14 protein-coding genes and 1 tRNA gene are annotated in these 22,268 nt (G+C 41.7%); 11 read left to right on the top strand and 4 right to left on the bottom strand.

Annotated elements, in window-relative coordinates; all coding sequences use genetic code 11:
• The first annotated feature begins 294 nt into the window (after positions 1 to 294).
• The 9 genes from rsmA (at position 295) to V7K73_RS14070 (ending at position 11,114) form a co-directional block, all read left to right on the top strand.
• Positions 295 to 1,137: a 16S rRNA (adenine(1518)-N(6)/adenine(1519)-N(6))-dimethyltransferase RsmA gene (gene rsmA, locus V7K73_RS14110; RefSeq protein ID WP_334880902.1), complete on the top strand. Its 843-nt coding sequence runs from the start codon at positions 295 to 297 to the stop codon at positions 1,135 to 1,137.
• Positions 1,138 to 1,214: 77 nt separating this feature from the next.
• Positions 1,215 to 2,168: a 4-(cytidine 5'-diphospho)-2-C-methyl-D-erythritol kinase gene (ispE, locus tag V7K73_RS14105; protein ID WP_334880901.1), complete on the top strand. Its 954-nt coding sequence runs from the start codon at positions 1,215 to 1,217 to the stop codon at positions 2,166 to 2,168.
• An 84-nt stretch (positions 2,169 to 2,252) separates the two neighbouring features.
• Positions 2,253 to 2,582, top strand: a complete 330-nt coding sequence (locus V7K73_RS14100) for a DUF3082 domain-containing protein (RefSeq protein WP_334880899.1) — start codon at positions 2,253 to 2,255, stop codon at positions 2,580 to 2,582.
• Positions 2,583 to 2,893: 311 nt separating this feature from the next.
• Entirely contained in the window at positions 2,894 to 3,499 is a 606-nt protein-coding gene (locus V7K73_RS14095; RefSeq protein WP_334880897.1) for a sporulation/spore germination protein, read from the top strand.
• Positions 3,500 to 3,667: 168 nt separating this feature from the next.
• Positions 3,668 to 3,739 (top strand) — tRNA-Gly (locus V7K73_RS14090).
• A gap of 63 nt (positions 3,740 to 3,802) precedes the next feature.
• Positions 3,803 to 3,964: a hypothetical protein gene (locus V7K73_RS14085; RefSeq protein WP_190894696.1), complete on the top strand. Its 162-nt coding sequence runs from the start codon at positions 3,803 to 3,805 to the stop codon at positions 3,962 to 3,964.
• 324 nt (positions 3,965 to 4,288) lie between these two features.
• Positions 4,289 to 4,432 (top strand): hypothetical protein, encoded by a 144-nt coding sequence (locus tag V7K73_RS14080; RefSeq protein ID WP_334880895.1) that lies wholly within the window; start codon positions 4,289 to 4,291, stop codon positions 4,430 to 4,432.
• A 12-nt stretch (positions 4,433 to 4,444) separates the two neighbouring features.
• Positions 4,445 to 7,141 (top strand): helicase-related protein, encoded by a 2,697-nt coding sequence (locus V7K73_RS14075; RefSeq protein WP_334880893.1) that lies wholly within the window; start codon positions 4,445 to 4,447, stop codon positions 7,139 to 7,141.
• Positions 7,142 to 7,184: 43 nt separating this feature from the next.
• Entirely contained in the window at positions 7,185 to 11,114 is a 3,930-nt protein-coding gene (locus tag V7K73_RS14070; protein WP_334880891.1) for an Eco57I restriction-modification methylase domain-containing protein, read from the top strand.
• A 60-nt stretch (positions 11,115 to 11,174) separates the two neighbouring features.
• Here V7K73_RS14070 and V7K73_RS14065 read toward each other — a convergent pair whose 3' ends face one another.
• The gene (locus V7K73_RS14065; protein ID WP_334880889.1) at positions 11,175 to 11,768 is read right to left on the bottom strand and encodes an REP-associated tyrosine transposase; all 594 of its coding nucleotides are present in this window, start codon (positions 11,766 to 11,768) and stop codon (positions 11,175 to 11,177) included.
• A 69-nt stretch (positions 11,769 to 11,837) separates the two neighbouring features.
• Here V7K73_RS14065 and V7K73_RS14060 point away from each other — a divergent pair, with 69 nt between their 5' ends.
• Positions 11,838 to 17,249, top strand: coding sequence for a DEAD/DEAH box helicase (locus tag V7K73_RS14060; protein WP_334880888.1), 5,412 nt, complete (start codon positions 11,838 to 11,840; stop codon positions 17,247 to 17,249).
• A gap of 583 nt (positions 17,250 to 17,832) precedes the next feature.
• On the top strand, positions 17,833 to 18,051 hold the full coding sequence (locus V7K73_RS14055) for a hypothetical protein (protein WP_334880886.1): 219 nt from the start codon (positions 17,833 to 17,835) through the stop codon (positions 18,049 to 18,051).
• A 650-nt stretch (positions 18,052 to 18,701) separates the two neighbouring features.
• Here V7K73_RS14055 and ftsH3 read toward each other — a convergent pair.
• From ftsH3 to V7K73_RS14040, 3 genes are all read right to left on the bottom strand, one after another.
• A complete protein-coding gene (gene ftsH3 / locus V7K73_RS14050; RefSeq protein WP_334880884.1) occupies positions 18,702 to 20,543 on the bottom strand; it encodes an ATP-dependent zinc metalloprotease FtsH3 in 1,842 nt (613 codons plus the stop codon).
• A gap of 116 nt (positions 20,544 to 20,659) precedes the next feature.
• Complete coding sequence (locus tag V7K73_RS14045) at positions 20,660 to 21,442, bottom strand: aminotransferase class IV (RefSeq protein WP_442936764.1); 783 nt, start codon at positions 21,440 to 21,442, stop codon at positions 20,660 to 20,662.
• Between the two features lie 26 nt (positions 21,443 to 21,468).
• On the bottom strand, positions 21,469 to 21,888 hold the full coding sequence (locus V7K73_RS14040; RefSeq protein WP_334880880.1) for a GNAT family N-acetyltransferase: 420 nt from the start codon (positions 21,886 to 21,888) through the stop codon (positions 21,469 to 21,471).
• Positions 21,889 to 22,268: the final 380 nt, after the last annotated feature.

Here is a 22,268-nt window from a genome sequence, read left to right as displayed (position 1 = left end):
TAGCCCTACGCAAAAATAGCTCGATGCCAGGATTTTTAATTCAAACAATACCTCCAAGCTCACATCACAGCTCGGAGGTTTTTGTTTATCATGAATTTAGTTTGGGAAAAATTGCGACTTTTATCCTACAGGTGACGCTTGTATGGAAATTTACGCGATCGCCACTGCTACGTTCGCGGAGCCTTTGGAAGAAAAGATAGGCGTGTACAGTAAGTCTAGCGCTGTAAAGGGACTTCAAAATTTATAATGAATTTTTGAGAAAAAGCTAAAAACTAGACTAGGCAATAAATACAGATGATCCGACCGCGTAAGGTCTTTGCTCAACATTGGCTCAAAAGTGAAAAGGCGCTCGACGCAATTATTAAAGCAGCAGAGTGTATAGAAAGCGATCGCCTTTGGGGGAGCGATCGCATCCTGGAAATTGGGCCGGGAACCGGTATTCTGACTCGTCGTTTATTACCCTTAGTGCAATCTCTGGTTGCAGTTGAAATAGACCGCGACTTATGCCAATTGTTGTCAAAGCAGCTTGGTAAGACTGAAAGTTTTTTACTGCTGCAAGGCGATTTTCTTACTCTAGATTTACCATCTTATCTGGCAGCCTTTCCCAATTTCCAAAAGCCAAATAAGGTAGTAGCCAATATTCCCTACAACATTACTGGCCCAATCATTGAGAAACTGCTGGGTACGATCGCTAACCCCAACCCCGAACCATTTGACTCTATAGTGTTGTTAGTACAAAAAGAAGTCGCAGAAAGGTTATATGCTAAACCAGGATCAAAAACCTTTGGGGCGTTGAGCGTGCGGGTACAGTATTTGGCTGATTGTGAGTTAATCTGCACAGTTCCAGCGGCCGCATTCCACCCACCGCCAAAAGTTGATTCAGCTGTGGTACGATTGCGTCCCCGAAAAATAGAAATACCAGCGCTTAATCCCCGACAGTTAGAGAATTTATTAAAATTGGGGTTTAGTGCCAAGCGCAAAATGTTACGAAATAATTTGCAATCTGTTATAGAACGCGATCGCCTGACCCACTTACTGGAACAATTAAAAATAAATCCCCAAGCTAGAGCCGAAGACCTCGGCGTTCAGCAATGGGTAATTTTAGCAAATGAGTTGGGAGTGCTGAGTAGGGAGTAGGGAGTGGAGACAAGGCAATTTCCCATTTCCCATTTCCCATTCCTCATTCCCCATCCCCCATTCCCCATTCCCAGAAAATGTATTCCTACAGTCTAATTGCCCCTGCTAAAGTTAACTTGTATCTGGAAATCATTGGTAATCGCTCCGATGGGTATCACGAGTTAGCCATGATACTTCAAAGTATTGGTCTTGCAGACCAAGTTAATGTGCGTTCTATCAGCACTGACAGCATCCGTGTTCACTGCAACCACCCACAAGTACCGACAGATAAAAGTAATCTGGCATACCGCGCAGCAGAATTAATGATGAAGCAATTTCCTGAAGCTTTTGCTAAATATGGAGGCGTGGAAATTACCGTCAACAAGCAGATTCCTGTCGCTGCTGGGTTGGCTGGGGGTTCAACGAATGCAGCTGCTGTGTTGGTGGGGATAGATTTACTGTGGAAGTTGGGATTAACTCAGTCCGAATTAGAGGAGTTGGGAGGTACACTTGGTTCAGATGTCCCGTTTTGTGTAGCGGGTGGAACTGCGATCGCAACAGGTAGAGGCGATCAACTTTCTCCCCTGCCGAGTTTAGATAATATTTATATAGTGTTGGCAAAATACCGCAGTCTGGAAGTTTCCACGCCTTGGGCATATAAAAACTATCGAGAGCAGTTTGGTGATTCTTATATTAGAGATGGCGACAACTTGGCAGCGCGTGCTAATGCAGTTCATTCAGGAGGAATAGTAAAAGCTGTTGTGGATAAAGATGCAGGAGAAATTGCCCAAAAACTGCACAATGATTTAGAGCGTGTGGTATTGCCAGCATATCCCCAAGTCTTGCAACTGCGAGAAATGTTTGCAAATCAAGAAGGCGTTTTAGGAACAATGATGTCTGGCTCTGGCCCAACAGTATTTGCTCTTTTTGAGTCTCAACAGCAGGCACAACAAGTTAAGCTGCAAGTAAGAGAAGTAATTCTTGATGAGGACTTAGAATTGTTTGTAACTCGGACAATCACACATGGTATTAAAGTGGCATCGTCTGTTTAAATAATTTTTTTTGTTAATGAAGCATAGGGGATAGACAAGAATTATTCCTAATAGCCCAATCCAAAATCTAAAATCCAAAATCGTATGAGTGATCAAAATTTAACGCCACAAACGGATACTAAAATACAGGCGAGTGCGACTCCTTTACGCTGTTTAACTGGGGCGGTTATTTCTGGAGGAATGGGATATGCAATGTATTCGCTGATGATTGCGATCGCTACAAATTTTGCTACTAAACCTCTCCATTCAATTAATCCATTGGTAATTAAGATTTCTTCTGCTGTTAGGACTCTGGTTGTTGGTGTAGTTGCTTTAGGAAGCGGGATATTTGGTATAGTAGCAATTGGTTTGTTGGCTTTGGGAGTGCAATTATTAGTACAGCAGTTGACCAAGCAGAAAAGTAGTGAAAACTAGTAATTTTCTTTCTTACAGCTATTTTTAGATAAATACACTACATTAATTTAACCAAGGATCAGTATACTTTTGTTTCCTGCACCTCTGTTTCTTCTGGTCAAGCTTTTTGAGATTGGCGTAGACGCTGGCTTGTCGTTAAACATGGGTGCTTGAACAGCAGATGTTGTAATTTCGTGTGTATAGTATAACGCTCTAATTTAACAGATTTCGGGTTGACACTTTAGAAACTGGCTCAGTATTAACAAATATATGTGGAATTGATACCAGCTACACTGAAGTTGATAGCAGCAACATCACTTGTGAGCAAAATTATGAGCACAACCAACAGATATTTTTTACCCCTTATTTTTGTGACAATTGCTGTCAGCCTCAGCAGTTGTAGTTCTAACCCCACCGCTCCTAATATTGACAGTAAAAGGCCATCCGCTACCACAACACCGACGAATAGGGCATCATTTCAGACTCCCAGCCAAATTCCTAGCGTAGCTCAATTAAGAGAAAAATCTCCTAATCAAGAATTTCTTAAGGAAAATACGCCTTCCTCATCAACTCCTAAAGCTGCCACTAGTAGAACTAGCAACGTCACGCTATATACAAGTGATACCCAATGTCAAGAACTTATTCCAGAAAAGGTTTCAGTACCAGATGAGGCATCAGTGACAAATGTAGTGGGTAAAATTTTAGAAAAACGAGATACAAGCGACTTTAGTTTGTCTGGGTATCGTGTCAACATTAAAAATGGCATTGCTACAATTGATTTGCGAATATCCCCTGATTCAAAGCGACAAATTGCTTCTCTTTCTAGTTGTGAACAGTTTGCTCTGTTTGGCAGCCTCCGCAAAACCCTAACAAGTAATGCCCAATGGAATATTAAAGAGGTTCGGTTCACTGAGCGAGGTGAAGACATTGTTCTTTAGTTAAATTATGGTATTCAGTGCTGTCATCGGCTAAAAATATTTTCCAATTTTAACAGCCACAGGACTAATGCATCAGCAGTTGCTAAAACAGTGCATATTCTAGTCAATTTCAAACAGATGTAAATAGTGTTATTATTGATTTTAGTCCTAAAATTATGGCAGCAATTCGCGGGTGTAATTCAGTGGTAGAATGTCACCTTCCCATGGTGAACGTCGTGGGTTCGAGTCCCATCGCCCGCTTTAATCTACATTTGCAAATTAAATGTCGCAATTTGCAAATTAGTGTCGTTTTTCGCAAATTAGTTGGCAGAAGAAACTAGAGAAGTTCGGGGTAGACTCCCAAAAGACTTAAAAATCGCTTTTGAAATTGCCTGTGCGCGTCTGGAATTGACCCAGACTGCGGCTTTGGAGGAGGCGATTAGAGATTGGTTAAAAAAGAAAGAGTCCGCTACTGATGAAAAGTAGCAGGATTGTGGAAAGCGATCGCCTTTTACTTGTGTAAATCGAATTTGCTCCCAAGAAACCCAGCAATAAAAATTTAGTTTTTGGAAAACTACCTTGGATACAACCCACCTTAATTTTCCGTAATGTTGCTGAGGTAGTTTGTCTTAAATTGCATTATCAAAGATATGTACTGAACTTTATATATTAATCGTAATTTTACGAGGTAACTTAGTTACCGATTAAACATTACAAATAATATCTATTGGCACTTTAGAGAGGGCAGGTAGTAAGAAATCAATCCTTACTGCCTATTCTCTGCTGCCTACTTTTAAATACAGAGAAACGATGACGGAAACGTTAAACCCCACACCAGGCTCTATAGTCAGTTGTCGCAATCGGCAGTGGGTTGTATTACCTGCCGAAAATGAAGATGTTATTCGCTTGCGTCCTCTCTCAGGGAACGAAGAGGAAATTGCGGGAATTTATTAGAAGCTTCAGGAGTTGGGGATAGAAACTCTGCAACCAGCAACCTTTCCCTTACCAAACACTATCAGTATTAAAGACCATACAGCAGCAATGCTACTGATGGATGCAGCACGTCATTTGCTGCGAAGTGGAGCGGGGCCATTTCGATGTTTGGGACGATTATCATTGCGTCCTCGTCCTTATCAGTTAGTTCCTTTATTGATGGCCTTGCGATTAGAGGTAGTGCGACTGCTAATTGCCGACGATGTGGGAATTGGCAAAACCATTGAAGCTGGACTAATTGCTCGTGAACTTTTAGACCGGGGTGAAGTAAAGCGGATAGCTGTACTTTGTCCGCCTCATTTATGCGACCAGTGGCAGCAAGAATTACGCGAAAAGTTTCATATTGATGCTGTGGTCGTGCGTTCTGGAACGGCTTCTAAATTGGAGAGAGCGATCGCTAATGGTTCTCATATATTTAGTTACTATCGACACCTGATTGTTAGCCTAGACTATGCTAAGGCAGAACGCCGTCGTGCAAGTTTTATTACACACTGTCCTGATTTTGTAATTGTGGATGAGGCGCATACTTGTACCCGTCCCAGCAGCAAGAGTACATTACAGCAGCAACGCCACCAATTAATTCAGCAGATTGCCGAGAAAAATAATCGCCACTTATTATTACTTTCGGCTACTCCTCATAGTGGCATTGAAGAGTCGTTTTTATCACTACTAGGATTACTCCAGCCGGAGTTTGAGCAATTAACCCTCGATCGCCTAACAGAGAAACAACGAGACAAACTGGCAAGCCATTTTATTCAGCGTCGGCGGGCAGATGTTAAACAGTGGTTGGGGAATGAAACGCCTTTTCCTGAAAGAGATTCAGAAGAAAAGCCTTACAAGTTATCAAAGGAATATAAGCAATTATTTGATGATATCTACAGCTTTGCTCGTGGGCTAGTAAAAACTACGACACAGGATATGAGTTATGCCCAGCGCCGGGGACGTTATTGGTCAGCTTTGGCGTTGATTCGTTGTGTGATGTCTTCTCCCGCCGCCGCAGTAGCAGCGTTAAACCGTCAGGTGAGTAAATCGGGTGAGGATATGGTTGCTGATTTAGACGAAGATTTAATGAGTTCTTACGTTTACGACTCCACAGACCAGGAACAAGCTGTTGATGCAACTCCGACTGTTCGTAGTAGCGCTTTAGCGCATCCGAATCAAGAGGCGCTAAAGCGCTACTACGAACCTAAACTCCGAGCTTTTGTGCAAGCAGCCCAAAAGTTACTCTTTGAGAAAGACCAAAAATTACAATCATGTATCGCTTCCATACAAACCCTGCTTTCAGAAGGTTTTAACCCGATTATCTGGTGTCGCTATATTGCTACAGCAAATTATGTTGCTGATACTCTCAAGCAAAAACTAGAAAAGAAGGGAAATCAAATTCGAGTCATTGCGATTACTGGGGAACTTTCAGAAGACGAACGAGAAATACGTCTGCAAGAGTTAAAGTCATATCCCCAAAGAGTTTTGGTAGCTACCGACTGCTTAAGCGAAGGGGTAAACCTGCAATCACATTTCAGTGCGGTGATTCACTACGATTTACCCTGGAATCCCAATCGTTTGGAGCAACGGGAAGGGCGTATTGACCGCTATGGTCAAACTGCAAGTCAAGTTAAAACTTTGTTGCTTTACGGTTCAGATAATCCGGTGGATGGTGCAGTTTTGGATGTGCTAATTCGCAAGGCTGTACAGATTCACAAGACTTTGGGAATTACTGTACCCGTACCAATGGACAGCAACACAGTATCAGAAGCTGTTTTTAAATCTTTATTTGACCGCGCTCATGATGCGGTGCAATTGTCTCTGCTGGATTTATTGGATGAAAAAGAATCTGCTGTTGAACAAGTCCATAAAAATTGGGACAAAGCTGTAGAGCGAGAAAAAACTAGCCGTACCCGCTTTGCTCAACGGTCAATCAAACCTGTGGAGGTAGAGCAAGAACTGATTGAATCTGACCAAATTCTAGGTAATGAACAGGATGTGCAACGGTTCGTATTGTCAGCAGCAAATCGCCTATCTTGTTCGTTAAGTAAGAAAAAACAGGGTTGGTTACTATCCACAATTCCTAATTTTCTCCAGTCTGCACTGGGGGATAAGCCGCGCTTGCTCACCTTTACAACCCCTGCACCAGAAGGGGTGGAATATGTCGGACGGAATCACCCTTTGGTAGAAGGTTTAGCGCGTCACATTATTGAAGATGCACTCTCGAATAGTCAAAACCCCATAGCAGCGCGGTGTGGTTTTACTACTACGGATACTGTCACTAAGCGCACGACTTTGATGTTATTGCGGCTACGGCATTTGTTAAACAGTCCCAAACACCAAAGTTTGCTGGCGGAGGAGTGTGCAGTAGTTGCATTTACTGGCCTTCCATCTAATCCTATCTGGCTGACACCAGAGGATGCAAAATCTTTGCTGGAACAAGCTAACCCTGTGGGTGATGCGCCTCTAGGTATCAAACAGGCGGAAATTGAAGATTTACTCAGCAAAATTACAGAGATTGAATCTGATTTAGAACTATTTGCTAAAGAGCGATCGCATTCTCTTTCCCAATCACATCGGCGAGTCAGAGCCATCACCCAAGAAGGACAGATTCAGCTTAAACCCCAGCTACCGATGGATATTCTAGGCGTTTATATTCTCCAGCCTGGGAAAATTCGTAATTCGTAATTCGTAATTTTTTAGACAATTTGTAATATTAGGTGCGTGAGTCATGAATGTAGCAGGAATTACATTAACAGGTGTTCAGATTGAAGGGAATTTGCTAGCAGCAGATATTACTGCCGAATTGCTGGCTGGTAATGTCAAAGGGCAAGCACCAGAGGATTTTGGTTTTACGAAAACTGACAAGCTAGCAGATGAAATTGCGATCGCATGGGGTGATGCTAAAGCTTATTGGGCAGCATTTCAACGCCAATTAGACAGGTTAGATGCAGATGATACCGCTACTAGCGTCACCCGCGAACTGTGGGTGGTTCCCTTACTACGCAGTCTCGGATATAACCCTGTTTACACCGCAAAAGCCGAAGTGGTGGAGGGACAAACTTATGCGATTTCTCATCGTGCGGAATTAGGCGAAAACAAGCCACCCATCCACATTATTGGTTGTCGAATCAAGGTAGATCATCGTCCTCCCAGTGGCACACCCAGGTTATCAGCACACGCACTGGTGCAGGAGTATCTTAACAAAACGGAGCATTTGTGGGCGATCGCAACTAACGGTTTTCGCTGGCGGTTACTGCGCGACTCTTCCTTGATGACACGTCTGACTTATATCGAATTTGACTTAGAACAGATTCTCAACGGAGAAAACTTTGCCGAATTTGGGCTATTTTATCGGTTGTTTCACCGTTCCCGCTTGCCTGAAGGTATGGATGATGCCGATAAGTGCTTGCTGGAATATTACCACCAAGAAGCACTGCAACAGGGGGGACGGGTACGCGACAGACTCCGAGATGGAGTAGAAAAAGCACTAATACAGTTAGGGACAGGTTTTCTCCAACATCCGCAAAACGAACACCTCCGCCAAAAATTCGGGGTTCGTAGTTGCGCTTTAGCGCATCCGAATCAAGATGCGCTAAAGCGCAACTACGAACTGGAATATTATCGTCAACTGTTGCGGCTGATTTATCGCCTGCTATTTTTAATGGTGGCAGAGTCCCGCAATTTATTAATTGGAGATGATGTAGAAAAAGCCCGAATCTACCGAGAATATTACAGCATTGAGCGACTGCGAGAGTTAGCCGAGCGTCCCCGTTGGCGGCGGGAAGGCTTTCAAGATTTATGGCAGGGTTTGCGGGTTACATTCTTGCTATTTGATGAAAATTGGCGCGGAAAATATTTAGGATTATCACCATTAAATGGCGATTTATTTGGTTCCAACACTTTACCAGCTTTAGATGATTGTGCTATTGATAATCACGATTTGCTAGTAGCGATTCGGGAGTTATCATTATATCAAGATAAGGGACAATTACGACGGGTAAATTATACTGCCTTAGATGTCGAAGAACTGGGTAGCGTATATGAAAGTCTGCTTGATTTTCACCCAGAAATATCTCCTAAAAATTATGAATTCAAATTAGTATTTGGTAGTGAGAGGAAAACTACAGGCTCTTACTATACGCCACCGCAGTTAGTGGGACAACTGATCAAAACAGCTTTAGAACCTGTAATTGAAGAAAAGGTTCGTAGTTGCGCTTCAGCGCATCTTGATTCGGATGCGCTGAAGCGCAACTACGAACAAAGTTTACTCAGTCTCAAAATTGTAGACCCCGCCTGTGGTTCTGGTCATTTTCTCTTAGCCGCAGCCCGTCGCGTAGGAAAGGAATTAGCTAAAATTCGCACCGGGGAAGCTGAACCAGGTAGTGAACCTTTAAAGTTAGCGATTCGAGATGTTATTCAAAATTGCATTTATGGGGTGGATTTAAACCCCTTGGCTGTTGATTTGTGCAAAGTAGCTTTATGGATTGAAGGTTTTTCTCGCGGCTTACCTCTTAACTTTTTAGACCACAGGATTAAATGTGGTAATTCCCTTGTGGGAGTGATGGATTTGAGTTGTTTAAATGAAGGAATCCCTGATGAAGCGTTTAAGCCAGTAACAGGTGATGATAAAAAACTATCTACACAGCTTAAGAAACGCAATAAAAACGAACGAGAGAAAGCAGGACAACTATCAATTGATGAGAATTTAGAAACTGATAGCGTAGATTATGCCCAAATGTGGCGACAGTTGGGGGTAATTCCTGAAACCACGCCACAACAAGTTAAAGATAAGCAAAAGCAATATAAAGAGAATTTGCAAGAATCTAGTTGGTGGTTAAAATATTCTGCTTGTAATTTATGGACAGCAGCATTTTTTATGTCACTAACTGAGCATCATTTGCAGTTATTACCTACAACTGAAGCATTAAACCGTTTAAAGCGTGAAAAAGTAGAAAAGACTCGCAAATCAGACGATAATTACGAATTACGAATTACGAACTACCAATTAAATAAGGTTGTAGATGCGGCGAATAAGTTATCTGAAGAAAAACACTTTTTTCACTGGTGTTTAGAGTTTCCTGAAGTATTTGAACAAGGTGGGTTTGATTGTGTGTTGGGTAATCCGCCTTGGGAACGGATTAAGTTACAAGAGAAAGAATTTTTTGCTTCTCAAAGTGCGGAAATTGCTAACGCTATAAATAAGGCGGCGCGGGAGAAGTTGATTAAGGAATTACCTAAGAAAAATCCTGAGTTAGCACAAGCTTTTGAAGATGCGAAACATGATGCTGAAGCACAAGGGAAATTTATTCGGGAGTCGGGTAGATTTCCTTTAACTGCGGTGGGAGACATCAATACTTATGCTATTTTTGCTGAGACTACGAGAACATTGATTTCATCTGATGGAAGAGTTGGGGTAATTGTTCCTACCGGAATTGCAACTGATGACACTTGTAAAAAGTTTTTTGGAGATTTGACACAGAAACAAGCTTTAGCAAGTTTGTATGATTTTGAAAATCGAGAAGCTTTATTTGCTGCTGTAGATAGCCGGATGAAATTTTCTTTACTTGCTATAAGTGGTAAACCAATCAAACGGGGGAATTTTGCCTTCTTCTTGACTCAAACTAAACAATTAGACAATCAAACTCGTCTGTTTCAGCTTTCACCTCAAGATATTGCCTTAATTAATCCTAATACTCTCACTTGTCCTATTTTTAGAACTAGCACAGATGCTGAACTTACTAAGAAAACTTATCAGCGTGTTCCTGTTTTGGAGAATGATAAAACAGGGAGTAATCCTTGGGGTATTTCATTTATGACAATGTTTCATATGTCAAATGATAGCGGTTTATTTAAAAATGAGGTGGGTAATGATTTAGTTCCACTTTATGAAGCGAAAATGTTTCATCAGTTTACTCACCATTGGGCGACTTATACTGATGATGGCGATACTCGTGATTTGACTCATGAGGAAAAAGGGGATGCGTCTTTTTCTGTTCAGCCGCGTTATTGGGTGAGTCGGCTTGAGGTGGAAAATAAATTAGCTGGGAAGTGGAATAAAGATTGGCTTTTGGGTTTGAGAAAAACTTGTAGAGCTACAGATGAAAGAACTTCTATTTTTAGCATTTTACCTCGCGTAGGAATTAATGATAAAAGCCCTATTATTTTTAGTTCTAAATCACCTATTTTAACAGCCTGCTTATTAGCTAATTTTAATTCACTAATATTTGACTTTGTAACCAGACAGAAACTTGGTGGTATTGATTTTAGCTTTTTTATCCTCAAACAACTCCCGATTCTTCCCCCAGAATTATACACCGCAGAAGATATCAAATTTATTAGCGATCGCGTACTCGAATTAGTCTACACTGCGTGGGATATGCAACCCTTCGCTAAAGATATGGGATACGACGGCGAACCCTTCATTTGGAACCCCAACAGACGCGCATTATTAAGAGCAGAATTAGACGCATATTACGCCAAACTCTACGGACTCACCCGTGATGAACTGCGATATATTATAGACCCTGCTGATGTCTATGGCGCAGACTTCCCCAGCGAAACATTCCGCGTTTTAAAGAATAACGAAATTAGACAATTTGGTGAATATCGCACACAAAGACTGGTATTAGAAGCGTGGGACAAAATGTTTGGTTCGTAGTAGCGCTTGGGCGCATTCCGATTAAGAGGCGCTAAAGCGCTACTACGAACGAATGAATTACTATAAATCATCCCATCCTTTACCGTAATCTATTACCGGATATTCAATCCAACAACTGCGTAACCAATCCCTCCCATAATTTTCTAAATACCAATGAACACTAGATTCAATCCAAGCATAAGGAGATTTTGCCCAACCATGTTTCACCGGATTGTAATGAATATAATTCAAGGTTGTATAGTAATGTCGTTCCGAACGAATTGCTCTGTCACTAAAAGAACACCAAAGTTTACCAGTTAGGTTATCTTCAAGATTCCATTGTCTAGCAATAGAACCATGAATTGAACGTAAAACCTTACTTAATCTTTTGAAGTCTAAATTTTTGACTAATAAATGATAATGATTTGGCAACACAACCCAGGCAAGGATTTCTATATCTTGATATGTAAAATGTTCAAATAATTGATTTAATAATTGCTGACGGCGTTCTTCACTATTTATTCGACATTTATGTTCATAACAAGTTACAGTAATCAAATAAAATTCACTGTTTTCTACTGGATGGGGCGGCGAATGAGGGGGATAACCCTTAGCTAATCTTTCTTGGACGACGATTATTTTTTCTTCTTGGGTAAGTTGTCGATATTTGTACATCAATGTTTTTTGCTTTTTTATGATTGGGTATTTTAGCGCTGAAGCGCAACTACGAACAAATTAAATTTTATGAAAATTACTATAAAACTACAGGAATTATTACAGCAGCCGGAAAATGCGATTTTACCTGTTAGCAATTTATTAAGTCAAAAGTTAGCATTGTTAGATTGTACGGGAGTGGTAGCTGTTACGCCAGAACAATTAACCATTTTGTTCACTAATATTCCGACAGATTGGGATATACAAGAAATTGCAGAAATCTTCGACTTTCCTACTATTACTCAAACCTTTAATCACCAACTTCGAGAATGGATTGACCAACGCTTAGGTCGAACAAATCCTCAAGTACCAGTAAACAGTAGTTCGTCCTCTCTCAGCAATTCTCAGTTTCTTGATATATTTAATTTCCGCAACGAAGTAATTGGCGACTACCGCCGCTATATTGAAAGCTTCCTCAAAATCCGCGACGAAAAAGTTAAAGCATTTGTTGATAACGAGTTAGAAAAAGGTCAACTCTGGACTGACCCTTTAGTGCAACTTAACCCTAAATATCGTCCTGGCGCATCTGTCATTACATTAGTACAGCAAGGTGTTCTCCATCCCGACTGTACACGCTACTTTTCACAAAATGGTGAAGCTTTTACCTTCCACTACCACCAAAAAGAAGCCTTTGAAACAGCACAACGTCAAGAACCCTACGTTGTCACCACAGGAACGGGTTCGGGTAAAAGCCTAACTTATGTTGTCCCCATCATTGATGATTTGTTACACCATCCTGAAATCAAAGGAGTTAGGGCTATTTTGGTTTATCCCATGAATGCCCTAATTAATTCTCAGGAAGAAGAATTAAGAAAATTTCTCAAACAAGTCCCTAACACCCATATTCGCGTTGAAAAGTACACTGGGCAAGAAAAACTAGAGAAGAAAACCGAAATTCAAAACAACCCGCCCCAAATTTTACTCACAAATTACGTGATGCTAGAGTTAATGCTGTCTCGCACTCACGAAGATAAATTAGTAGCATCCCCCGATTTAAAATTTCTGGTACTAGATGAACTGCATACTTACAGAGGACGGCAAGGTGCAGATGTCGCCATCTTAATTCGCAAACTTAGGCAACGCTGCGGCAAAGCCAACCAAACATTAAATAATTACGAATTACGAACTACGAATTACGAATTACTCTGTATTGGCACTAGCGCCACCATGTCTTCGGAAGGTTCCCGCCAGCAACGCCGTCAGGTAGTCGCAGATGTTGCTAGTAAATTATTCGGTGTAGAAATTCAACCCAGTAACGTAATTGATGAAACTTTAGAACGTTCTATCAAAAGTGCTGCACCCACCACCGAAAAATTGCGGGAAAGCATTATCCAAGGTTTACCCCCAAAGTCGGAACAAACTTTAGACGCTTTTAAACAGCATCCCCTTAGCCACTGGGTAGAGATGAACTTTGGTTTAGAAGAAAAAGAAGGACATCTCGTGCGTCGCACACCTATCACCCTTCAAGAAGGTGCAGAAAAATTAGTTCGTAGTAGCGCTTTAGCGCCTCTTGATTCGGATGCGCTGAAGCGCTACTACGAACAATGTTTAAATATCCTCAAACAGATATTTCTTTGGGGAAGCAAAACAAAGGGGTTGGCATTCCGCCTACATCAATTTATTTCCCAAGGCGGTAGCGTTTACGCCACCATTGAAAATCGAGACAAACGACTTCTCACCCTAGAAGGCCAGTACACAACCACCGAAAACCGCCTACTTTATCCCCTCGTCTTTTGTCGAGAATGCGGACAAGACTATTACGTGGTACGCTACGATTCGGAAAAAGATATTGTACTACCCCAATTACCCACAGCCTTAGATAGTCTTGACAATGAAGATATCAAGGAAGGCTACCTAACCCTTGATGAACCCGAACTTTGGGATAAAGAAGACGAAGAGAGACTTCCTGACTCATGGTTTAAAGAAACTAAAAGGCAAGGGCGCATTCCCGAAAAAAAATATGCACCTTTTATTCCCCACAAACTGCAAGTTCTACCCAACGGTAAAGTCATAAACTCTGTATTACAGGGAACTACCTGTTGGTTTGTTCCTAAACCCTTTCTTACTTGTCTCCACTGCGGTGTATTGTACGACCAAAAGAAAAACGAATTTACTAAACTCTCCCGTCTAAGTAGTGAAGGACGCAGTACCGCAACTACTCTACTTTGTCTTTCTACCGTCAGTCGCCTCAAGCAAGTTTTCACTGGCGAGAAAGCCAAAGCCGCAAAAATCCTCAGCTTTACTGATAACCGTCAGGATGCTTCATTACAGGCAGGACATTTCAATGATTTTGTCCAAACCAGTTTCTTACGGGCAGCTTTGAATAGTGCTATTCAAGAAAATCAAAAGTTAACTCACAAATCACTGGCGGCGGAAGTTGTTAAACAGATGGGTTTATCTCAAGCAGATTATGCAATTCAACCCGCAGACTTTGGCTTTGGTAAACGCAAGAATGAAGAAGCTTTTAGCAATTTAATTGAATATCGGCTATACGAAGATTTGCGTCGCGGTTGGCGAATTGTCCAGCCAAATCTAGAACAATGCGGTCTATTAACTATAGAATATGCCGAACTATTAGCATCTTGTCAAAATACTCAACTCTGGCAAAAATACCGCCATCCAATTTTACTGCAAGCCTCACCCTCACAAAGATATTTTGTTGTCAAAACCTTCCTCGACCACCTCAGAAAAAAATTGGTAATTGATGCGGAAATTTTACAACAAGAGGGTACAGAACAATTGAAAAAGGAAGTATCTCAAGCACTAAAAGACCCTTGGACAATTGATACTTTTGAATATTTACACGAAGCTTTTTGGGCAAGCCTCAGCCCCACGGATAAAAAAGGTAAATCACGGCGAAATACAATTAGACTGACATTTCGTGGTCAAATCGGGCGCTTTCTGCGTTCTAATCGGGCGTGGAATTGGTTACAAAAACCTTTACCAGAGTCAGATTATAACCAATTAATTAATGCTCTGGTAAATGCTTTGGCAGATGCAGGTTACTTATACAAGAAAGAAGAAGAAGTCCAACTAAAAATTAATTCAATGGTCTGGGTAGCCTCAAAATTAAGTGAAATTCCCCCCGACCCTTTAACCTCTCGCCGCTTGCAGGGTAGCGACAGAAATACTTCTGTTAACCAATTTTTTCAAGACTTCTACCAAACTGACGCTCATCAAATTAAATCATTAGAAGGGCGAGAACATACCGGACAGGTAAAAAACGAAAACCGCCAGAAACGAGAAGACGCATTCCGTCATGGCAAATTAGCAACTTTATTTTGTTCTCCAACAATGGAATTGGGGATAGACATTTCCGACCTCAGCGTTGTCCATCTGCGGAATGTTCCCCCCAGTCCAGCCAATTACGCCCAACGCAGTGGTCGCGCCGGCAGAAGTGGACAGGAGGCTTTAGTAATTACTTATGCCTCCATTGGTAGCGGTCACGACCAATATTTCTTTAAACGTCAAAGTCAAATGGTTGCTGGTGTCGTCGCCCCGCCCAAATTAGAACTAGCTAACCAGGATTTAATTAAATCTCATGTGTATTCAATTTGGCTGGCACACACTGGCTTATACTTGGAAAATTCCATGAACCAAATTCTGGAGTTAGATTCGCCAGACTGTCCGCTAAAAGAAGATGTTACTCAGAAAATCAAGATGAGTCAGGAAAAATTAGCCAAATGTCTAGCAGCCACAAAACTGATTTTATCTGATACTTTCTGCCAAAACGATCTGAACAAAACTTCTTGGTATTCTGAAAATTGGTTACAGTTTACCCTAGAAAATGCCCATAATGCTTTTGATCAAGCGTGCGATCGCTGGCGTAGACTATACATTGATGCTATTGAACAATTAGACAAAGCCCGCGACAGCACAAGTCGTTATACCAGAGGCTATGCAACCCAAGAAGAACGGGATATTGCTAAAGCCCAAGAAAAAGAAGCACTGCGACAAATTGACCTGCTAGTGGGACAAGTCCAAGGCAAAAGCAATAATCAGTTTGAATTTTACCCCTATCGTTACTTTGCTGCCGAGGGATTTTTACCTGGGTTTAACTTCCCCCGCTTACCAGTTCGGGCATTTATTCCCACAGAAGAAAGTGGCGAATTTATTTCCCGCCTCCGCAGCGTAGCTTTGAGAGAATTTGCCCCTGGTAATGTTATTTACTACGAGGGTAGTAAATTTATGGTGGCTAAAACCAAAATCCCTGTTAGTGGTGCTGATTATCAACGCGTAAATGTCTGCTTTAAATGCGGTTATTTCCATGAAGGGACGGCTAGTGACCGCGATACTTGTGAGAACTGTGGGGCAAAACTTGCCGATAGTAACAATAATAAAGCTTTACTTACACGCTTATTATCAATGGAAACTGCGATCGCCTGGAGACGAGAACGCATTACCTGCGACGAAGAAGAACGCCTTAAATACGGTTACAACATCACCACCCATTTCCGTTACGACCAGCAAAAACGCCAATCAGCAACGGTACAAACAGCCGATGGTACAGAATTATTACGTTTAACCTATGGCGCTACAGCAGACATCTGGCATATTAATCGCGGACTGAACAAGAAAAAAAGCGATGAACGAGGATTTAAACTCGATATCAAAACTGGTATTTGGGGCGATGCCAAAAACGACTCAGCAAAAGATAGCATTGACACTGACGTTAATTTAATGGTGAAAAACACCTGCAATATTCTGGTTGTTGAACCATTAAGTGTACCCACAGACGAAAGAGAAGCTTTTATTGCCACCCTGCAATATGTCTTGGAAACTGCCATCCAAGCAGTGTACAAATTAGAAGCCGATGAACTCGACTCCGAACGCCTGGGAGACGGTAAATATTTGCTGTTCTGGGAGGCTACCGAAGGCGGTGCAGGTGTCCTTTCTCAATTATTAGAAAACATTAATATTTTTCAGAAAATAGTCGATGCAGCTTTAGATATTTGTCATTTCAAAGAACCTAAAGATAGCTGTGTCCAAGCTTGCTATGAATGCTTACTTTCTTACCGCAACCAGTTTGACCATGCTTTAATCAATCGCCATCTCATCAAACCCTTACTTGACGAACTGCAAAAAAGTACAGTGCAGATAGAAGGAATATGTCGTGATGAACAGTACCAACAACTGCTGCAACAAACAGACCCAAATTCCGAATTTGAACGCCTAGTTTTAGATGAAATATATCACGGTGGATATAAATTACCCGATACTGCACAGGAATTGATTCCAGAGTCAAACTGTAAACCAGATTTTCTTTATAAAGAAGATGGCATTGCTGTTTTCTGCGACGGTTCAGTTCATGACAGCCCACAAAAACGCAAGCAAGACCAAATTGAACGGGATAATCTCAAGCACAATACGAATTACATTGTTCTAATGCTACGGCATGATGAGGATTGGGCAGCAAAGTTGAGTACTTTGGCAAGTTTGTAAGTTAAGAATTCCTAATGTATAAATCATAACGAGTTACTATGCAATCAAAATCAATACAATACCGTTCGGATAAGCTCTTGAGGTAGCCACCCTCACTTGAGCCACTTAAGGGACTTCCAACAAATAAATTACTTAAATAAACGAACCACAGAGACACAGAGAACACAGAGGAGAGAGTTTTTTCGCCAGTTTTTTGCGTATTTTTTTATTTGGAAGTCCCTAATAGAAGTGGGGGACGTAAGAACATGTTGCGCTCTGCATAAAGCATCTATCCTATGGAGGATTTTAAATAAAATATCAATAAATATTCATATAGTTATTTAAAGATTATGTAATTTCAGTATTCAAACCTGACGTTGTAAAGCTGATAACTCAACACATTGCCGTCTATCGCAGGTGACACAACCAAACGAGGAATGTCATCATTAGCAGATGTACCTTTGGGTAATGAAGTCAAGTAGGTGAAATATTTATTAATATTATGAATAGGAAGTGTAAATTCAGCGTCAGGAGTCAGAAAAAATTCTTAATGGCAGATATTTCGCATCAATCATCAAATTTTTCACCAATAGAACAGAAGATCATGAAAGACAAAGAACCATCAGACTCTAAGGAATTCGTTGGAAATCTCAAAAATGGAATCTGGCTGTTTGGGTTGTCATCCTGGGTATTCGGCATTACCGATCGCAGTATTGCTTCATTTGCGGACGGCTATTTATCTGCTTTGGATTTAACGCAAATATTCACAGCAGCTACCTTCTTTGTGGCGTGGCTATTTTTGAAACCGACATCCAAAGTTTAAGATCGGCAACTGATTGAGTATTCAGTCACTCTTGACGCTAGTAGGAATGGAAAGTTATCTACAGCAGAATTCAGAATACAGGAGTAAAACACCCTTTATACCTAGCTTTGAGACGCGAGCTTGTGTACCTCACTTTCCTTAAAATCTGCTGTATATTGATCGCCATAGGGGGTAAGGCACAGAATGCATAGATTCTTTTGCATTGATTACATGAGGGTAATTCGTAAAATCTCCGAATTACCCGTGCTACCCATTCAAGACAAATATCAGGCAAGCTAAATCAAGTCCATCTCCCTTTTGAAATAAAGCATGAGGGTAAACAAGTTCGTAGTAAGGACTTTAGTCCTTGTTTTCTAAGCACGCTTTGTGCTTACTACAAACCCTCTTGCACTAAGACAGACTAATTGAAATAGTCTTATTGACATGACGCAGCCGGATTGCACAGCCCATCTAAAAAAATAAATTTTCTAATTTTCTGGAATTGATTATGCTCAGGTGGTAGTCTCTATCAGATTAGCGATTTATACTGAAACTCTATAACGAAACCTTCGGGGTATATAACCCCAAATTAAAAGCCCGGTCTTCATGACCGGGCTTTTTTTGACAATTACGAGTTAGGAATTATTCTTAACTCCTAACTATTCATTAAATTAGGCAAACGCAGCAGTTGTCACATCGTTATTCGAGAGAATTTCTTGCAACTCTTCAGCGTCTACCGTTTCTTTATCAACCAACATTTGCGCTATCTGATCTAAAATGTGGCGGTTACGTAGCAACACTTCTTTAGCGCGGGTATAGGCTACATCCACAAGTTTACGGACTTCTTCATCGATGGCGGCGGCGGTTTCTTCAGAGAAATCACGCTCTGACATGATATCTCGTCCGAGGAACATGTTACCTTGTTGACGACCAAGGGCAACTGGGCCTAAGCGATCGCTCATCCCAAATCGAGTGATCATCTGACGCGCAACCCGTGCTACTTGTTGCAAGTCATTAGAAGCACCAGTGGTAACTTCTTCTTCACCAAAGATTAATTCTTCAGCAATTCGACCACCCAAAGCCACAGCCATCTGATTTTCTAGATAAGCGCGGCTGTATAAACCTGTGTCCATCCGGTCTTCGCTGGGGGTAAACCAAGTTAAACCACCTGCACGACCGCGAGGGATGATGCTAATCTTCTGCACAGGGTCGTAGTCTGGCATTAAAGCACCAACTAAGGCGTGACCAGCTTCGTGATATGCTACCAAGGTTTTGCGCTTTTCGCTCATTACTCGGTCTTTCTTCTCTGGCCCAGCTAATACGCGGTCGATCGCGTCGTTGATTTCATCCATCGAAATCTCAGTCAAATTCCGGCGGGCGGCTAGAATTGCGGCTTCATTCAACAGGTTCGATAAATCTGCGCCAGTAAATCCAGGGGTACGACGGGCGATTTTATCCAAGTCCACATCTTTCGCCAAGGTCTTGCCACGGGCGTGAACCTTGAGAATTTCGCTGCGTCCGGCATAGTCGGGACGGTCTACAACAACTTGACGGTCAAAGCGACCAGGACGCAATAGGGCTGCATCTAGGACATCAGGACGGTTGGTAGCGGCAATAATAATGATGCCAGTATTACCTTCAAAGCCGTCCATTTCTGTGAGCAACTGGTTGAGGGTTTGTTCCCGCTCATCGTTACCACCACCTAAACCGGCACCCCGTTGACGACCTACGGCGTCAATTTCATCGATGAAGACGATACAAGGAGCATTGGTCTTAGCTTGTTCAAATAAATCGCGGACGCGGGATGCACCCACACCTACGAACATTTCGACAAATTCTGAACCGGAGATTGAGAAGAAGGGTACACCTGCTTCACCAGCTACAGCACGAGCTAGGAGGGTTTTACCAGTACCAGGAGGGCCAACTAACAGTACACCTTTAGGAATTTTTGCACCAACGGCGGTAAAGCGATCGGCGTTTTTCAAAAAGTCTACAACTTCGTTTAATTCCAACTTGGCTTGGTCAATACCAGCAACATCACCAAATGTCACCTGAGTTTGTGGTTCCATTTGCACTCTAGCTTTGGATTTGCCAAAGTTCATCGCTTGGCTACCTGGTCCACTTTGAGCGCGACGTAGCAAGAAGAATAAGCCAACCAAAAGCAATACAGGAAAAAATAAGCTGCTCAGTGCCTTAAACCAAAATCCTTCATCGGTTTGGGGCAAAACAGAAATATCAACGCCTTTAGAAGTCAAAGTATTGATCAAGTCTGGATCGTTGACTAAGGTCACAATCCGTTTAGCCGGGTCATATTTGGGTGTAACCAGTGCTGTGGAGCGATCTGCACTCAAACTGACTTTTTCTACTCTACCTTGTTGAACTTCTTGAATAAAGCGACTATATCGCCATGTCTCTCTGCTTTGGGGTTGTTTGTCAAAAAATGCTGTTCCCAGCGCAATGACGACAATAAACAGCAGCGCGTACAGCCCTGCATTTCTCCATCTTTTATTCACTAAGGTCTATCCTCCTGTATTTTTTGCGCCATCGCGTAGTAGCATCTCTGTTCGGAGAGGTCATTATTAAGAATTATGTTAACTTATCTTAAGATATAACAAATTTGGCGTGGCTGTCATGCTAAAAAAAGCTCCCTTATTAGCTGAAAACTATGATGGTAGGGATTATATTGTAGCGACCCTGAAGGCTGATGAACGGTATGAATGGGAATAATTTCTACCACACTATTAGTGTAGGCGATCGCTTCAAACCTCTGAACTAACTCGACGCTCCAAGGTTCTTCCCGCACTGGCATCTGGTGATTTTGCAACCAGTTTAGAAGTTGCGATCGCACAATTCCGGGTAAAATTCCTGCCTTTTTTGGTGGGGTGTACCAACTGCGATCGCACCATCCCCAAAGGTTGCCTGTGCTGGTTTCTAGCCAATTTCCTTGAGCATCAACTAATATTGCTTCTTGAGCATCTAAACTAGTTTTGGCTAACCAAGCACTCAAATAGTTTCCAGTTTTATGAGAGGGGAGAGAGCGATAAAATTCCCAGCTTGCAACAGCGCATACTATACCATTATTTTGTTTTTTTGTCAAATCTTGTGGTAATAATCTGCCAGTTATCCACTCCCGCCCATCGGGAAAGAGGGTAATTCTGAGAACGGGAAAGTGGGCGAGGATAATTTGAGCGCCTTGACGTAGACGGTTCCAATCTGGTTGCTGCCAACCAAAAGATTGTATTGAGAAAAGTAGGCGATCGCAATGTGCTTGCCAATTAGTTAAATTACTATCTAGCGAGTTCTGATAAACCCGCAATGTTGTAAAAACAGTTGCCCCATAAAGTAACCCCGGATCGTTAATATCTAATTCTAGAGTTTGAGAGTGAATTAATTTACCGTCATACCAATAAATATTATTTTTCACAACATGATTTGTCGCTACAACTCCATTGAAAAGTGATGACTTGTAATGCTCATACGCTGCATGAGATAAAATCTGTGAGCAGCAAATCGCTGAACACCAGAATCAAGACTCAGGTGTTTACACTCATGATTTATTGCATATTCAATTAACCACTGAAATAACTGTTGTCCATAGCTATTTGACCGTTTTAACTCATCAACAACTAAATCATCGACGTATAAAAACTTTCCTGATGCTAAACAAGTGGAAATGCGAAATCCAGCGACTGCTACAGCTTGCTTTTCTATTTCCAAGAATGCAAGTTGATATCCTTCTTTTATTTGATAGCGAACTTGTTCTAGAAACTTAGCCTGCTCAAGGTGAGGGCGCAACTGGGAGATAACAGGAAAACACCCTAATATTTGAAAGTCTGATTCTGCCAATTTTATTGACATCGCTATTACCTTACTCAATAGACTATCTTACATGCGTCAAAAGCCCTCACTCTAAATCCCTCTCCCAAGCGTGGGAGAGGGACTTTTTTTATTGACATTAGTATTACCTTACTCAATAGACTATCTTACGTGAATCAAAAGCCCTCACCCTAAATCCCTCTCCCAAGCGTGGGAGAGGGACTTTTTTTATTGACATTAGTATTACCTATTACCTTACTCAATAGACTATCTTACATGCATCAAAAGCCCTCACCCTAAATCCCTCTCCCAAGCGTGGGAGAGGGACTTTGAAATTGGCTCCCCTTCTCCCAATATTGGGAGAAGGGGTTGGGGGATGAGGGCAAATTTTGCATGTGTACAAGAGATATAATCATGTATGA

The organism is Nostoc sp., from assembly GCF_036916975.1.
Lineage (GTDB): Bacteria > Cyanobacteriota > Cyanobacteriia > Cyanobacteriales > Nostocaceae > Nostoc.
This window is presented reverse-complemented; position numbering and strand designations above follow the sequence as displayed.

Bases quoted from the DNA above. Each gene is read 5' to 3' on its own strand.
- V7K73_RS14070 (WP_334880891.1), top strand. From the start codon at position 7,185: ATGAATGTAGCAGGAATTACATTAACAGGTGTTCAGATTGAAGGGAAT.
- V7K73_RS14100 (WP_334880899.1), top strand. From the start codon at position 2,253: ATGAGTGATCAAAATTTAACGCCACAAACGGATACTAAAATACAGGCG.
- V7K73_RS14095 (WP_334880897.1), top strand. From the start codon at position 2,894: ATGAGCACAACCAACAGATATTTTTTACCCCTTATTTTTGTGACAATT.
- rsmA (WP_334880902.1), top strand. From the start codon at position 295: ATGATCCGACCGCGTAAGGTCTTTGCTCAACATTGGCTCAAAAGTGAA.
- V7K73_RS14060 (WP_334880888.1), top strand. From the start codon at position 11,838: ATGAAAATTACTATAAAACTACAGGAATTATTACAGCAGCCGGAAAAT.
- V7K73_RS14065 (WP_334880889.1), bottom strand. From the start codon at position 11,768: ATGTACAAATATCGACAACTTACCCAAGAAGAAAAAATAATCGTCGTC.
- ispE (WP_334880901.1), top strand. From the start codon at position 1,215: ATGTATTCCTACAGTCTAATTGCCCCTGCTAAAGTTAACTTGTATCTG.
- V7K73_RS14055 (WP_334880886.1), top strand. From the start codon at position 17,833: ATGAAAGACAAAGAACCATCAGACTCTAAGGAATTCGTTGGAAATCTC.
- V7K73_RS14040 (WP_334880880.1), bottom strand. From the start codon at position 21,888: ATGTCAATAAAATTGGCAGAATCAGACTTTCAAATATTAGGGTGTTTT.
- V7K73_RS14080 (WP_334880895.1), top strand. From the start codon at position 4,289: ATGACGGAAACGTTAAACCCCACACCAGGCTCTATAGTCAGTTGTCGC.